Origin of the sequence: Amycolatopsis sp., from assembly GCF_036008905.1 — a bacterium.
Lineage (GTDB): Bacteria > Actinomycetota > Actinomycetes > Mycobacteriales > Pseudonocardiaceae > Amycolatopsis.
Genome location: NZ_DASYMU010000016.1, coordinates 20,692 through 34,885 on the forward strand (window position 1 = coordinate 20,692; position 14,194 = coordinate 34,885).

Annotated in this window: 16 protein-coding genes; 7 read left to right on the forward strand and 9 right to left on the reverse strand. The window is 69.3% G+C overall.

Annotated elements, in window-relative coordinates; genetic code table 11:
- Window positions 1-63: 63 nt before the first annotated feature.
- Window positions 64-765, reverse strand: a complete 702-nt coding sequence (locus VGP60_RS02795; protein ID WP_414640279.1) for a helix-turn-helix transcriptional regulator — start codon at window positions 763-765, stop codon at window positions 64-66.
- Window positions 766-887: 122 nt separating this feature from the next.
- Between VGP60_RS02795 and folE the strand changes: the two genes are divergently transcribed.
- Complete coding sequence (gene folE / locus VGP60_RS02800; protein ID WP_327546228.1) at window positions 888-1,487, forward strand: GTP cyclohydrolase I FolE; 600 nt, start codon at window positions 888-890, stop codon at window positions 1,485-1,487.
- Here folE and VGP60_RS02805 read toward each other — a convergent pair.
- Together VGP60_RS02805 and VGP60_RS02810 are read right to left on the reverse strand one after the other, a co-directional pair.
- Window positions 1,484-2,191 carry an LON peptidase substrate-binding domain-containing protein gene (locus VGP60_RS02805; protein ID WP_327546229.1) on the reverse strand — a complete coding sequence of 236 codons (708 nt, stop codon included), beginning with the start codon at window positions 2,189-2,191 and terminating at the stop codon, window positions 1,484-1,486. The two genes, folE and VGP60_RS02805, sit on opposite strands and share 4 nt — an antisense overlap.
- 59 nt (window positions 2,192-2,250) lie before the next feature.
- Window positions 2,251-2,916: an NUDIX hydrolase gene (locus tag VGP60_RS02810; RefSeq protein ID WP_414640281.1), complete on the reverse strand. Its 666-nt coding sequence runs from the start codon at window positions 2,914-2,916 to the stop codon at window positions 2,251-2,253.
- 79 nt (window positions 2,917-2,995) lie between these two features.
- Between VGP60_RS02810 and nadA the strand changes: the two genes are divergently transcribed.
- The 4 genes from nadA to VGP60_RS02830 are packed head-to-tail and all read left to right on the forward strand — an operon-like array spanning window position 2,996 to window position 7,779.
- Window positions 2,996-4,030, forward strand: a complete 1,035-nt coding sequence (gene nadA / locus VGP60_RS02815; RefSeq protein WP_327546230.1) for a quinolinate synthase NadA — start codon at window positions 2,996-2,998, stop codon at window positions 4,028-4,030.
- Window positions 4,027-5,682, forward strand: a complete 1,656-nt coding sequence (locus VGP60_RS02820) for an L-aspartate oxidase (protein WP_327546258.1) — start codon at window positions 4,027-4,029, stop codon at window positions 5,680-5,682. Before nadA ends, VGP60_RS02820 begins: the two co-directional genes overlap by 4 nt.
- Complete coding sequence (gene nadC, locus VGP60_RS02825; RefSeq protein WP_327546231.1) at window positions 5,679-6,587, forward strand: carboxylating nicotinate-nucleotide diphosphorylase; 909 nt, start codon at window positions 5,679-5,681, stop codon at window positions 6,585-6,587. The genes VGP60_RS02820 and nadC overlap by 4 nt, the downstream gene beginning before the upstream one ends.
- A 28-nt stretch (window positions 6,588-6,615) precedes the next feature.
- Complete coding sequence (locus VGP60_RS02830) at window positions 6,616-7,779, forward strand: S8 family serine peptidase (RefSeq protein ID WP_327546232.1); 1,164 nt, start codon at window positions 6,616-6,618, stop codon at window positions 7,777-7,779.
- Window positions 7,780-7,904: 125 nt separating this feature from the next.
- Here the strand turns inward: VGP60_RS02830 and VGP60_RS02835 are convergent, their stop codons facing one another.
- The 6 genes from VGP60_RS02835 to VGP60_RS02860 all read right to left on the reverse strand — a co-directional run bounded on the left by VGP60_RS02835 (window position 7,905) and on the right by VGP60_RS02860 (window position 12,128).
- Window positions 7,905-8,273, reverse strand: coding sequence for a hypothetical protein (locus VGP60_RS02835; protein WP_327546233.1), 369 nt, complete (start codon window positions 8,271-8,273; stop codon window positions 7,905-7,907).
- Window positions 8,270-9,565 (reverse strand): alpha/beta hydrolase, encoded by a 1,296-nt coding sequence (locus VGP60_RS02840; RefSeq protein WP_327546234.1) that lies wholly within the window; start codon window positions 9,563-9,565, stop codon window positions 8,270-8,272. Before VGP60_RS02840 ends, VGP60_RS02835 begins: the two co-directional genes overlap by 4 nt.
- Before the next feature lie 22 nt (window positions 9,566-9,587).
- Complete coding sequence (locus tag VGP60_RS02845; RefSeq protein ID WP_327546235.1) at window positions 9,588-10,898, reverse strand: WXG100 family type VII secretion target; 1,311 nt, start codon at window positions 10,896-10,898, stop codon at window positions 9,588-9,590.
- The gene (locus tag VGP60_RS02850) at window positions 10,895-11,335 is read right to left on the reverse strand and encodes a hypothetical protein (protein WP_327546236.1); all 441 of its coding nucleotides are present in this window, start codon (window positions 11,333-11,335) and stop codon (window positions 10,895-10,897) included. The genes VGP60_RS02845 and VGP60_RS02850 overlap by 4 nt, the downstream gene beginning before the upstream one ends.
- A 120-nt stretch (window positions 11,336-11,455) precedes the next feature.
- Complete coding sequence (locus VGP60_RS02855) at window positions 11,456-11,758, reverse strand: hypothetical protein (protein WP_327546237.1); 303 nt, start codon at window positions 11,756-11,758, stop codon at window positions 11,456-11,458.
- A 13-nt stretch (window positions 11,759-11,771) separates the two neighbouring features.
- Entirely contained in the window at window positions 11,772-12,128 is a 357-nt protein-coding gene (locus VGP60_RS02860) for a WXG100 family type VII secretion target (RefSeq protein ID WP_327546238.1), read from the reverse strand.
- 231 nt (window positions 12,129-12,359) lie between these two features.
- Between VGP60_RS02860 and VGP60_RS02865 the strand changes: the two genes are divergently transcribed.
- Together VGP60_RS02865 and VGP60_RS02870 are read left to right on the forward strand one after the other, a co-directional pair.
- Window positions 12,360-13,334 carry a hypothetical protein gene (locus VGP60_RS02865; protein ID WP_327546239.1) on the forward strand — a complete coding sequence of 325 codons (975 nt, stop codon included), beginning with the start codon at window positions 12,360-12,362 and terminating at the stop codon, window positions 13,332-13,334.
- Window positions 13,335-13,386: 52 nt separating this feature from the next.
- Window positions 13,387-14,157, forward strand: coding sequence for a hypothetical protein (locus tag VGP60_RS02870; protein WP_327546240.1), 771 nt, complete (start codon window positions 13,387-13,389; stop codon window positions 14,155-14,157).
- Window positions 14,158-14,194: the final 37 nt, after the last annotated feature.

Sequence of the window (14,194 nt, forward strand, 5' to 3'; positions counted from 1 at the left end):
TCTCCTCGGTGGCGTTCAGGGGGCAACGTCACTCACACGGAGAGAACCCGCGAACGGTTCAGGTCAATTTGTCAGGGCACGCAGTTCCACGCAGCAAGCATCGGGTGCTGGTGCGAGAACCGCGCTGACCCCGCCCGCTTCGAGTCCGGTCAGGAAGCCGGAAAGGAACGCGTGGTTGATCCCGCAGACCAGTTCGGGTGCCTTCGCCGTCAGCGGGTGGAAGGGGCAGTTGCGCAGCCGCACGCAGGTCGGGCTGTCCCGGCTGGGTTCGAAGCCGTGCCGCGCGAGCACGCCCTCCGCCAGCGTCAACGCGCGTTCGGCGCCGAGCCGCCCCGGCTTGGTCCGGTCTCGTTCGGCCCCGCCGAGGTCTTCGCCGCGCTGCCCGGCGACCCTCGTCGTGGCTTCGCGGGCGTTCTCGTCGTCGCCTTCGGTGAGGACGGCGTCGAGCAGGATCCCGGCGAGCACGTCGTGGTGCCGGGGCGGGATGCTGACCTGGAGGTCGGTTCCGCCGGGTTCGTAGACCTTCGGCGCGCGCCCGACCTTGCGGACCGCGGTGGAGCCGACCCGCAGCAGCCCGGCGTCGACGAGCTTGTCGAGGTGGAACGCCGCCAGCTTGCGGGAGATGCCGACGGCGGCGGCGGCTTCCTCCCGGCTCACCGGGCGGCGGGCCTTGCGGATGAAGGCGTACATCCCGCCGCGGAGGTCGTCGTCCAGCGCGGCGACGGCCTTGACGGCCGGATCCCGGGTATTCGAGTCGATCGTCACCTTCGTCAGGATAACGCCCAACAAAGTATCCGCAACTCCCGAAATACGGGAACCTTGACCTTGCGGTAGATTAAGACCAATACTCATTGGCGAAATAGTGATCAACCGGAAAGAGTCCGCCGATGCGTTCCCCCACCGCACTCCGCGTCATCCACGAACCCGGCGACGGGGTCGACCTGGTGGCGGCCGAGCGTGCCGCCGAGCAGTTCCTGCGGGCGCTCGGCATCTCGCTGGACTCCGAAAGCCTGCAGGGCACGCCGGGCCGGATGGCTCGCGCCTACGTCGAACTCTTCACGCCCCGGCCCTTCGACCTGACCACCTTCCCCAACGACGAGGGCTACGACGAGCTCGTGCTCGCCCGCGGCATCCCGGTCCGGTCGGTCTGTGAACACCATCTGCTGCCGTTCACCGGCGTCGCGCATGTCGGGTACCTGCCCGGCGAACGCGTCCTCGGCCTGTCGAAGCTGGCGCGGATCGTCGAGCACTTCGCGTGCCGGCCGCAGGTCCAGGAGCGTCTCACCAAGCAGATCGCGGACTGGCTGTCCGAGCAGCTGAACCCCAAGGGCGTCGGGGTGGTCATCGAGGCCGAGCACAGCTGCATGACCCTGCGCGGGGTCCAGGCGGCCGGATCGAGCACGGTGACGTCGACGCTGCTGGGAACCCTGCGCGAGGACGCGCGCTCCCGTCAGGAGTTCTTCGCCCTCAGCGGGGTCTACCGCTAGTTGAGGCTCGCGGGCTCGGTGAGGTCGGCGGGCGGAGCCGGGACAGCCCGCAGCATGCCGAGGAAACCGGCTTCGCGCGTGAGCATCCGGCAGACGATCCGCAGCCGCCGCAGCGGATGGGTCTCCTCGAGCAGTTGCTGCCGGTCTTCGAGGGGCAGCAGGCAGTCCGCGGAAAGCAGGTAGGCCAGCGCTTCGGTGGCCGCGTCCTCCGGTGGGACGTGCCAGTCTTCGTGGTCCCAAGCCGACTCGCAGTACCGTTCGTGGGCCGTGCGCGCGACCGAGGACAGCCGTGCGGCCGCTTCGGCGCTCCCGTCGGGCATCGGCTCGTCGGGGATCCATTCGACCGTCCCGACCAGGTAGGGCGCCGCCTGGGTGTCGATGTCCAGCAGCCGGAACCGCCGCTTTCCCGTGGTCACGACGTCGAACCGGCCGTCGGGAAGCCGTTTGGCCTCCCGCAGCAGCGCGGTGCAGCCGACCGGGTGCACATGGTCCAGGGTTTCGATTTCCCGCACGAGCGAGCCGCGGATGGCGATGACGCCGAACTCCCGCCCCGGCACCGTGTCGGTCACGAGATCGATGGTCAGCTGCCGATAACGCGGCTCGAAGATGTGCAACGGCAGGTGCACTTCGGGGAGCAACACGGTTTGCAGTGGGAACAAAGGCAAGGTCGCCGTCTCACCGCGTCTCGCCGCTCGTTCTGCCACGTCGTCAACCGTACGGGGAACGCCACTTCCGCGCAGTCTGATTCGGCGGTGGACCTCGCTCAGCGCTGCGGCGGCCGGAAGACCGCGAAGGGGTCGGTGACCAGCACGCTGTCTTTGGCGAAGGAGAACAACGCCGCCGGACGCCCGCCGCTGCGCCCCGGCGGGGAGGTGTGGCCGGTCGCGACGAGCAGGCCCCGGCGCGACAGCACGCGCTGCAGGTTGGTCGCCGAAACGCGGTAGCCGAGCGCGGCCGAGTAGATGCCCCGCAGCGCGGAAATCGTGAATTCGCCGGGTGCCAGCGCGAAACCGAGGTTGGTGTAACAGAGTTTGGACCGCAGCCGGTCGCGGGCGCGCAGGATGATCGCCTCGTGGTCGAAGGCGGTGCGGGGGAGCGCGGCGACGTCGTGCCACTCGGTGTCCTCGGGAATTTCGGGGTCCACCCCGGCCGGGATGAGCCCGACGAACGCCGTCGCCACCACGCGGGGGCCGGGCACGCGGTCGGGCGCGCTGAAGACGGCGAGCTGCTCGACGTGCTTCAGCTGCCGGACGTCGACCTTCTCCGCGAGCTGACGCCGGATCGAGGTCTCGACGTCCTCATTGGGCCGCAGCCGGCCGCCGGGAAGGGACCAGCGCCCGAGGTGCGGATCGAGCGCGCGGCGCCACAGGAGCACGCGCAGTGTGTCCGAACGCACTTGAAGTACCGCCGCCAAGACCTCGTGTGCCAGGGGGGCGTGGGTGTTAATATGACTTCGCACGGTTTTCGATTATAAGGCGAAAACCGGGAGTCAGTCTAGGAGGGGCCACATGGCCGGCACCACGACCTTTGCGACCGAGATCCCGCGGGCGGACAACCTCGTCCCGTACGGCGGGGTCGAGGCGAACGCCGCTTGGGCGGAGGAGGTGCGCCGGCTGGCGAAACAGCGCGACGCGGTCCTGCTGGCGCACAACTACCAGCTTCCCGAGATCCAGGACATCGCCGATCACACCGGCGATTCCCTCGCGCTGAGCCGGATAGCCGCCAGCAGCGACGCCTCCACGATCATCTTCTGCGGTGTGCACTTCATGGCCGAAACGGCCAAGATCCTCGCCCCCGAGAAGACCGTTCTCATCCCCGACGCGCGGGCCGGCTGCTCGCTCGCGGACTCCATCACCGGCGAGCAGCTGCGCGCTTGGAAGGCCGAACACCCGGGCGCTGTCGTCGTGTCCTACGTGAACACGACAGCCGAGGTGAAGGCCGAGACGGACATCTGCTGCACGTCGTCGAACGCGGTCGACGTTGTCGCTTCCATCCCCGCTGACCAGGAAGTTCTGTTTTGCCCGGATCAGTTCCTCGGCGCGCACGTCAAGCGGATCACCGGTCGGCGGAACATGCACATCTGGGCCGGGGAGTGCCACGTGCACGCCGGGATCAACGGTGACGAGCTCGCCGCCAGGGCCGCCGAATACCCGGACGCGGACCTGTTCATCCACCCCGAATGCGGCTGCGCGACGTCGGCGCTCTACCTCGCCGGCGAGGGTGCCGTGGCCGCCGATCGCGTCAAGATCCTGTCGACCGGGGACATGGTCCACGCCGCCCGCGACACCAAGGCGACCTCGGTTCTGGTGGCCACCGAAATCGGCATGATCCACCAGCTGCGCAAGGCCGCGCCGGAGATCGACTTCCGCGCGGTGAACGACCGGGCGTCCTGCCGGTACATGAAGATGATCACCCCGGCGGCATTGCTGCGCTCGTTGCGGGACGGCAACGACGAGGTCCACGTCGACCTCGAAACGGCCGCCCGCGCGAAGGCTTCCGTGCAGCGGATGATCGAGATCGGCAAGCCTGGCGGCGGTGAATAGTGGACCAGGTTAGCGCCTATCAAGCGAAAACTACTCCGCAGTGGGAAGCCCGGGCCGATCTTGTGGTGATCGGCAGCGGGGTCGCCGGGTTGACGGCGGCGTTGCGCGCGCAGGAGCTCGGGCTGCACGTCCTCGTCGTCACGAAGGCGGCGGTCGAGGACGGCAACACGCGCTGGGCCCAGGGTGGCGTCGCGGTGGTGATGGACGGCGAACACGACGACAACGACTCCGTCGCCCGTCACGCCGAAGACACCCTGACGGCCGGTGCGGGGCTCTGCGAAGAAGACGCCGTGCGGGCGATCATCGAGGGCGGGCCGGCCGCGGTGGCCCGGTTGCGGGCGCGCGGTGCCGCGTTCGACCTCGCCGCGGCGGCCGGAAGCGAGCTGGCGCGGACCCGCGAGGGCGGGCACAGCGCGTTCCGGGTGATCCACGCCGGCGGCGACGCGACGGGTGCCGAAGTCGAGCGCACGCTGGTCGCGCAGACCTCCGATCGCCGGGTTCCCGTGCTGGAGCGGCATATCGCCGTCGACGCCGTGCGCACGCCGTTGGGCGATGTCGTCGGCGTGACCGTGCTCGACCGCAACGGTGTGCCCGGCGTGGTTCGTGCCTCAGCTGTCGTCCTCGCGAGCGGTGGGCTCGGCCAGCTGTACCAGGCGACGTCGAATCCCGAGATCGCCACCGGTGACGGCCTCGCGCTCGCACTGCGGGCCGGGGCGGCGGTGTCGGATATCGAGTTCGTCCAGTTCCACCCCACGGTCCTGTACACGCCGGGCGCGCGTGGCCGGTGCCCGCTGGTCACCGAAGCCGTGCGCGGCGAGGGCGCCACGCTGCTCGACGCGACCGGCGCGCCGGTCATGCGCGGGGTGCACCCGCTGGGTGACCTGGCGCCGCGGGACGTCGTGTCCGCCGCGATCACCCGGCGGATGATGCTCGCCCCTGGCGGCGTCGACGACCACGTTTTCCTTGACGCCACGGGAATCGCCGGCTTCGCGGCGAGGTTCCCGACCGTGCACGCGGCCTGCGCCGTGATTGGGATCGACCCGGCGCACGACGCGATCCCGGTGACCCCGGCGGCGCATTTCGCCTGCGGCGGCGTGGTGACGACGGTCGAGGGACGGTCCAGCGTGCGCGGGCTGTACGCGGCCGGTGAAGTGGCGCGGACGGGTCTGCACGGCGCGAACCGCTTGGCGTCCAACAGTTTGCTGGAAGGTCTGGTCGTCGGCGAGCGGGCCGCGGAGGCCGTCGCCGCGGATCTGGCCGCCGGGCTGCTGGCCGACCCGAAGCACGGCGTGCTCCAGGAAAAGACCACGGCACGCGTCGCCGAGCGGGATTCGCTGCAGCGCGTGATGAGCCGCTACGGCGCTATCGGCCGGGACGCCGAGGGGCTCGCCGTCATCGGCTCGGTTCTCGATTTGTCGACAGTGGACAGTCCGCTGTGGACGCACGAAACGGTGGAAGACGCGGCGCTGACCCTGGTCGCGCAAGCATTGGTCTCGGCCGCCGCCCGCCGGACGGAATCCCGGGGCTGCCATGTGCGCACGGACTTCCCCGATCGCGACGACGTCAACTGGCAACGCGGTCAGCTGATCCGGCTCAGCCCGTCGGGGCAACCGGTGCTGGCCGATCCCATCCTGGTCGAAGGAGCGGCATGACTTTCCAACTCTCCGAATTCGAACTCTCCGACAAGGTCCTCGCCGAACTGGTCGTCACCGGTCTCGACATTTCCGATGTCCAGCGGGTCGTGCAGACGGCGCTGGCCGAAGACCTGCGCTACGGCTCGGACGCCACCACCGAGGCGACCGTGCCCGAGCACGCGATGGCGTTGGCGGAGATCACGCCCCGCGTCGCCGGGACGGTCGCGGGGCTGCCGGTCGCGCTCGCCGTGTTCGACGCGGTGCTGAAGGGCCGGTACGAGGTGCTCGGCCGCCGCGAAGACGGAAACCGTTTGGTGGCAGGCGAACCCGCACTGGTCGTGCGGGGCTCGGTGCGCGGTCTGCTTACCGCGGAACGGACCGCGTTGAACCTGCTGTGTCACCTGTCCGGCATCGCGACCGCCACCGCGGCTTGGGTGTCCGAAGTGGCCGGTACGGGATGTTCGGTTCGGGACTCACGCAAGACGTTGCCCGGCTTGCGGCTGCTGGAGAAGTACGCCGTGCGCAGCGGCGGCGGGGTCAACCACCGGCTGGGCCTAGGCGACGCGGTGCTGATCAAGGACAACCACGTGGTCGCCGCGGGTTCGGTGACCGAGGCGATGCTGGCCGTCCGGCGGCACGCGCCCGCGCTGGCGTGCGAGGTCGAGGTGGATGACCTGGCGCAGTTGGACGAAGCGCTCGCGGCGGGTGCGGACGAGGTGCTGCTGGACAACTTCACGCCCGAGCAGTGTGTGCTCGCCGTGGCGCGCCGCGACGAGGTCTCGCCGAAGACGCGGCTGGAGGCGTCCGGTGGGCTGCGCCTGGAGAACGCCCGTGCCTACGCCGAGTCCGGCGTGGACTATCTCGCGGTGGGCGCGCTGACCCATTCGGCTGATGCGTTGGATCTCGGGATGGACCTTCGCTAAAAGCCTTTCAGCCACTAGTGTCTAGGGTGTGAGAGCTGTCTTCGTAGGTCTGGTGGTGACCGCGCTCGTCGGGGTGTCTCCGTTGGCACAGCGGGCTTCGGCCGCGCAGTGCGCGGATCCGACGGGCCCGTACACCGGCCAGTCGCCCTGGGGCCAGCGGCTGGTCGATCCGGCGCGGATCTGGCCGCTCACCACGGGAAGTGGGCAGATCGTCGCCGTCGTCGGCGCGGGAGTCGACGCCGCCAACGCGCAGTTCGCGCCGGGGCAGGTACTTCCCGCGCGGGACGTCACGCCCGGCGGCGGTACGGCGGAGGCGGACTGTGACGGCCGGGGCACGATCGCCGCGGGTGTCGTGGCGGCCAAGCAGAACTCCGAGACGACTTTCGCCGGTGTAGCACCGGATGTGAAGATCCTGCCGGTGCGGTATCGGCGGTCCACCGAGAACGGCGATCCCGCCGCGTTGGCCGCGGGCATCGATGCCGCGGTCCAGGACCGGGCGGGCGTGATCCTGATCGCCGTCCCCGCCGCGGCGGACAGCCCGGCTCTGGCGTCCGCCGTGGACAGAGCGCGCGAAAGCGGTTCGCTGGTCGTTTCGCCAGCCGCCGCAACGGAAGACGGCCGCCGCAGCTATCCGACGGCGACACCGGGCGTGCTGGCCGTCGGCTCGACCAAGCAGAACGGCGAACCCGCGCAGGCGGAATCCGGTGACTACATCGGTATTTCCGCCCCTGGCGCCGATTTGGTGAGCACCTCGGCCGGTGCTGGTGGCGCGCTGGCCCACCGTTTTCCCGTGACCGACCCGAGTCTGGCTGCCGCTTATGTCGCCGGTGCGGCGGCTTTGGTGCGCTCGTACCACCCCGGCTTGACCCCGGAGCAGGTCGTCACCCGGCTGACTTTGACCGCGAACCGGCCGCCGTCCGGTGGCCGTGACCCGCAACGCGGCTGGGGCATGCTCGACGCTTATGCCGCCGTGTCAGCGGAAATCCCCGCGGACGCGGTCGCTCCTGGTGGCTTGCCGGACTCCGTGGCGCGCGGTGCGATGGTCCCCGCCCTCGCTGACGAACGTCCTGCCACGGACCGGTTCTCGGGGTTCCTCGCGCTCGCCGGTGTCGGCCTGGCCGCGGCCGCCGGTGTCGCCGTCCTCGCCGTCCGGCGAGGCCGAGCCCGCTCCTGGCGCCCCAGCCGCCGCTGACCCGCTCACCGCACACGCCACGAGATGTCGACCTGTCGTGATACCCCGCGTCCGCAACTACCGCCACCTGTCGACAGATGGCGAAGCGTTAGGCGGGGAAGTGTCGACATGTTCCCCGGGAAGGGCTAGGGGGAGCCGGGGACGCAGCGGGTGGAGCCGACGATGGCGACAGCGCCGCTGTCCCGGGCCACGTGCACGTTGACGTTCGCGCCTTCGCGGCTGAACTGGACGATGAACTCCCCGGCGGTGCCGCGGTCGATGGCCTTCCAACCGGTGTCGGCGAAGGACCGTACCACGGCGGGCAGCGAATTCTCGGCGCTGTCAGGGGATTCGAGCCGGACGCCGTACTGCCGGCAGACGAGGGTGCCGGGGTTGACCGGGTCGCAGTCGAGATCCCCGTCGATGGTGGGGCCGGCGCCGGAGCCGAACATCCCGGCCGCGCCGTCGATCACCGTGCGGAGATCCTTGGCCAGCGCGTCGAGATCGGGGCTCACGGCAACCGCCACCTTCCGTTGATCGCCTCGACCGCGCCTTCACCGATCGACCGCGGCGCGAAGCTGTCCTCCGGCGTCACCGCACCTCCGGTGATCACACCGTAGATATTGTTCCACGAATCCGATCCGGGCTTGAGCACATCGCTGTGCGAGCTGAGGCCCCACAGCTGATCGCCGTCGGCGCCGCGGCCGGTTTCGAGCTCGGTCACGCCCGGGAAGGTGTCCGGGTCCGCGCCGTGGCCGATGCCGGTGAAGGAGTCGAACGGCGCGTTGCCCTGCGCGATGACGATCGGGTCCAGCGGGGCCGTCATCGAGAACCGCTGCACCCCGGCCTGGCTCGCGGGCAGGTCCGAAGGCGACCAGACGCCGTTGCCCATTCCCGCGGATTCGACGTGCACGACCTGGTCGACGTTGAGTCCCAGCGTTTCTGCCAGCCCCACTGTCGCGCCGCCGTAGCTGTGCCCGACGCCGGTGACGAGCACGCCGTCCCCGGCGTGCGTGACGATCTGCTGGCGCAGGTCGTTGCTGAACGCCGTCAGGTCCGGGGCCATCGCCCGCGCGTAGCTCGCCGAAGAGCCTTCGGTGGTCACGTTCTGCGGGAAGACGCCGTCCGCCCAGACGACCATCGCCGTGCGGCCGGTCGAGTCCGCGGCCACCAGGCTGTTCCCGAGGCCGGCGTAGCTCTGGTAGTTGTCGAACGAGGTGTTCACGCCCGGCACGAACAATCCGACATGCCGTGTGCCCGGTTCGATCTCGCCGATCAGCTCCGCGATCCGCCCGTTGCCGGCGGGATCGAACTTCAGGATCTGCCGGTTGTTGGCGATAATATCTTGGTACAGCGCGATTCGGCGCGGGTCCGTTTCGGTCCGCAGCGCTTCTTCGACCTGATGCCGGTTCTCCGCGATGGCGCTCGACCAAGCGCCGGGCGTCCCGGATTGCGTGCCCGCGCTGGGAACCGCGCTCTCGGGCAGCAGCGAGCGGTACATCGTGGCGATCTGGACGTCGGTGCGCCGATAGCCGCCCGCGCACGCGGTCAGTCCGGCTTGGACGGTGTGCGCGTGGTTCATCTGCTTCTCGAGCTTCTCACCGAGATCACGGGTGGCCTTCGTGAATACGTCCGCCGCCTGCTGAGACTGCGACACCTGCCCGAAGGCCTGCGCGGGAAGGGAATCCGCGGAAAGTCCTTTGTCGACGACGTCCAGCGCGCCCGCCTTGTCGGCCAGTTCGCGCGCGGCTTCGTCGAGCCGATCGGGTGCGACCCGGTAACCGCTGGATGAAAGACCTGAAGTCACCGGGCCGCCCCCATCGAAGTGATCAACGCAGTTCTGGTTCTTCACCGATCACCGAGGGCGCCACCGGGGCGGACTGGCCCCAGACGTCTTCGGTTTCCACCAGCCACGGCGGGATCCGCCGGCCGGAACCCATGTCGCCGCCGGCGCCCATGCCCATCGGCACCATGGGCATCATCGGCATGCCGCCCTTGGCCGCGGCCGCTCCCGCCGCCCCGGCCGCGCCACCGGCGAGGCCGCTCAAGGCGTTGCTGCCGCCGCCGTTGCCCGCGAGCCCGGCATGCGCGGCCGGATCCGAACCGGGGGCACCGCCGCCGACCGAACCGGTGTCCAGCCCGCCGACACCGCCACCGGCGCCGCCGACGCTGATTCCGGCACCGCCGCCGACTCCGCCACCCCCGCCCCCGATGTTCGCGCCGAGTTTGGGGTCCTTTGTGGCCTCTTCGTCGGGCTTCTTGCCGGTGGCCCAGGACGGCACCTTCGGCATGATCGAGCCGAACCGCCCGAACGCCGCCGCTGACGCGGCCGCGAGCCCGGCGGTGAACATGTTGCCGAACAACGGGTTGCTCGGCACCGGCGTGCCGGGCGCGGCACCGGGCACGGTGCCGTCTTCGCCGGGAAGGAGGTGCGGCTGCCCGGGATCGACCACAGTGGACCCCGCCGGCGGAACACCGGTCAGGCCGTTGCCGGCCGCTCCGCCACCGCTGACGCCGCCACCGACGACAGCGGGCGGCGGCGTGGCCGCGTTGGGGGAAGCGGGAATCGACTCTTCGGTGGTGCTGTAGTCCCCGGCCAGGTTCGTCATGACGACGATCGCCTTCGCGTGCGCCGCGCTCGCCGCGCCCGCGGCCTGCTGCTGCGCCTGGACGGTCGTGATCGCATCCTGGCGCTGCCTCGCCGCCAGCATCAGCGTTTCCGGTGAGGTGTCGGCGGGCAGGATCGGCGGGTTCACCGCGAGTTCGAACTGAGCGGGGGAGACGTCGGGAACGTCCACGGGCGGCGGCATTTCGGCCTTCGCCTTGACGAGCGCGTCGGCCGCGTCCTCGATCAGGTTCTGCATCTGGTCCGCGGTCTGCCCGACCTTGCGGATACCGGTGACCAGATCGGTGATCATCGTCTTGTACTTGTCGGCAGCGCCGCCGGTCCAGCTGCCTTCGAAGTCGGACAGCTCCGACGAAAGGTTGTCGGCCTGTTCGTAGAGGCCGATCCCGGTGGCCTTCCATTTCTCCGCCGCGGCCCGTGCCGTCGACGGGTCACCGGCCTGGAGCATCGCGTACAGCTGTTTGTGGTTGTACCCGGCGAAATTCGTGTGCGCGGTCTGGTGCGTGTGACTCATCCGTGGCTACCCCCCGAACTTCCATGCCCGCCAAGGACATTGCCGACGCCGCCGACGAGCCCGCCCACGCCGGAGACCAGGCCGCCGACGGCGTTGACCACGCCGCCCACGACCCCTTGATCGTGCCCGGAGTTGTGGAGATCGCCCGCGACGGACTGGTCCGCCTGCTCGTAGCCGTCCGCGACGGTGTGCGTGACGTCCTGCGCGAACGTGATGGCGCCCTTGACCTGGTCGAGCAGACCCTGCATCTCCGCCACCGCCGCGTTGTGCGCGTCGGCGAGCGAGCCGGCTTCGCCGAACTCACCGAACAGCAGGGGATGACCGTTGAGGGTGTGCAGGAAGTCCTGCGGCTTAGACATCCCCTCGATCTGGATTTCCAGCTCGCGGATGAAATCGGTCAGCGACTCGAGATGAACGTAATACGACTGGTCGTGCACAGTCCGACTCCTGAATATGCCGGGTCAACGCCGAAGGATGGGAGCGAAAAGCCGGTTGGCCGGTGTGAGTGGGGGAGGCTCACACCGGCCAAACGACGTTCTTGGACGGACACCGACTCGCTAAACCGAGAAGTAGCCCTGGTTCCTGTTCTCCAGCGAGTGCTGCAGGTCGTGCGCCTCGCTGACCTTGCCGCCGAACTGGGCGATGATGCCGATGATGTCGGCGGTCGCCTGCCGCAACCGGGTTTCGGACGACTCGGCCGCCTGACCGGCGGAGCTGCCGGAGGCGTACCAGCTGGCCTTGAGCGGCGCGAGGTTGCTCTGGAGCTGCTCGAGCTGCGAGGTGAGCGCCTTGGCCTTGGCGGCCAGCGACGCCGAGCTGTGCTGCAGCGCGGCGAAGTTGATTTCGACGACGTCAGCCATGGTGGGACCCTTTCTAGTTGGCACCGGAAAGGCGGCCCAGAACGGACCCGCCGGCGTCGGAGGCGAGGTTGGAGACGTTGCGCAGCTGCTGCGACACGTCCGCGTCACCACTGCCGTAGTTGTGGAAGCTCTGGTTCACCAGGTTCGACATGGTGTCGAGCTCCTTGACGGCGGCCGCCATCTTCTCCTGCAGCCGGCGCTGGAGGTCCCAGAACGCCACGGCCTGGTCACCCTTGTAACTGCGCAGGGTTTCGGACAGCTCGGACTCCAAGCCGGCCATCGTCGTCTTGGCGTTCGACGCGGTCTCCTCGAAGCCCTGGACCGCGCGTGTCATCGCAGCCGCATCCGCCTGGAATCCCGGACTACTCATCGACGGGCCACCTCCTCTCATCGCTGAAAATCCTGGAGAGCACGCCATGGCGAACCTGGCGTCTCGTTGTGAATGTCACGCTAGAAAAGACCGCGGTTCGGTCAAACGGCACAACTGCCGGTTGGGCTGGCGGCACAATTACCCACGCATGCCCTGGTAGGGACTGCCCTACCCCGGTTCCGGTGGCCGGCGCCAGTGTCTCCACAGTGGCCGCGAATCAGACTGGATGCCATGTCCAGCAACGAATCCGTGCTCCGCCGGGCCGCTGCCCTGCATCGTCCGCTCATCGGTTTCGCTACCGTCATGGCGGTACTTTCCGTGGTTGCCGCCATTGGCGTGATCTTCGACGATCGCACCCTCGTCAACGCGTCGATCTGGCTCAAGCCGTTCAAGTTCACCATCTCGATGGGGCTCTACGCGGTGACACTGGCGTGGATGATCTCGCTGCTGCCGAAGGCGCGGCGGTGGGGCTGGTGGCTCGGCACGCTCGTGACGGCCGGGCTCGCCGTCGACATGGTGCTGATCTTCTGGCAGCCGGTCTTCCGGGTCCGGCAGCTGCACTTCAACAGCGCCGACGCGCTCGACAGGTTGCTCGCACAGGAAATCCTCCCGGCCGCCACCTACCTGGCCTGGACGGCGTCGCTCGTGCTCGCGCTGATTCTGGTGTTCCAGAAGTTGGAGGACAAGGCGCAGGCCGCGGCCGTCCGCATCGGACTGTTGGTGGCACTGGTCGGGCTGGCGCTCGGGATGCTGATGTTCATGCCGACGCCGGGCCAGCAGGGCCTGATCGACGCCGGGATGAAGCCGACGATCGTCGGTGCGCACAGTGTCGGCGTGCCGGACGGTGGACCCGGCCTGCCGATCCTGGGCTGGAGCACGGTCGGTGGTGACCTCCGCATCCCGCATTTCGTCGGGATGCACGCCCTGCAGCTGCTGCCGCTGTTCGCGATGCTGCTCGCCGCACTGGCCACCCGTTTCCCGGCGCTGAGCGACCCGCTGGTGCGTCGCAGGCTGATCCGGGTGGGCGGACTCGGTTATCTGGGACTGATCGCGATCCTGACCTGGCAGGCGCTGCGCGGGCAGTCGATCGTCGCCCCGGACGTCTGGACGTTGCTCGCTGTCGGCGCGGACGCCGCGTTGGTCGGCATCGGGGTCTTGACTTCCGTCGCCACGGCGCGGCAACCCACGGAGACGATAACTCGGTGACGGAGAGGCGCCCCTTGGATACGGTGTGCGTGAACAAGGGGGAGTACTCAACGTGAGTGAAGTGGAAGTACCGGTCAAGTCCGGGAAGAAGAAGTGGATCGGGATCGGTGCCGCGGTGGTGGCCGCCGCGCTGGCGGCCGGGGGACTGGTTTGGTCGCTCTCGAGCGGGGAAGAGCCCGCGAAGGTGTTCGGGCCGCAGGAGTTCGGAAAGCTTTCGCTGGGCATGACGACGGAAGCCGCGCTGGCGACCGGTGAGCTGGCACCGGCGCCGACGTCTCAGCTGGACGGGTGCGCGGACTATTCGTTCGCCGGTGGTCCCGCACCGGATCCCGCGCGGATGGCGGCGGAAGCCGAGGCGGAGAAGAAGGCCGTTGAGGCCAAGCGCGTTTCGGCCGAGGTGAACGCCAAAGCCGACGAGCCGTTGCCGGCGAACGCGGGGGCGAAGGAGTACGCCGATTCGGCCGCACGGTTCGCCGATGGGGCGAACGCTATCGCGGCGTCGGCGGAGGCCGCTGAGGCTGTGACGGTCAAGCGGGACGCCCGGACGGCCGCTTTCGGAGCCTCGGGTGGGGCTTCGTTCGGCAAGAGCGGCCTGGTGTCGCTGGCCGCTCCCGTGGGCGTCAAGACCGCCGAGGGTGTCGGCCAGGAGTCCACTGTGGACGAGCTGAAGGCGGCTTACGGCGCTCGTGGTCTTGTCGAGGAGAACGGGAGCTTCAAGCTTCCGGTCGCCGAGAAGCCGGGCTGGGTTTACCAGTTCACCGTCGTGGGCGGCAAAGTCGCCTCACTGGTGGTCTTGAACCCGGAGCTCGGCTGCGCGGCCTGACGAGGTGTTCAACGCTATGAACGGACCCTTCCTCCCG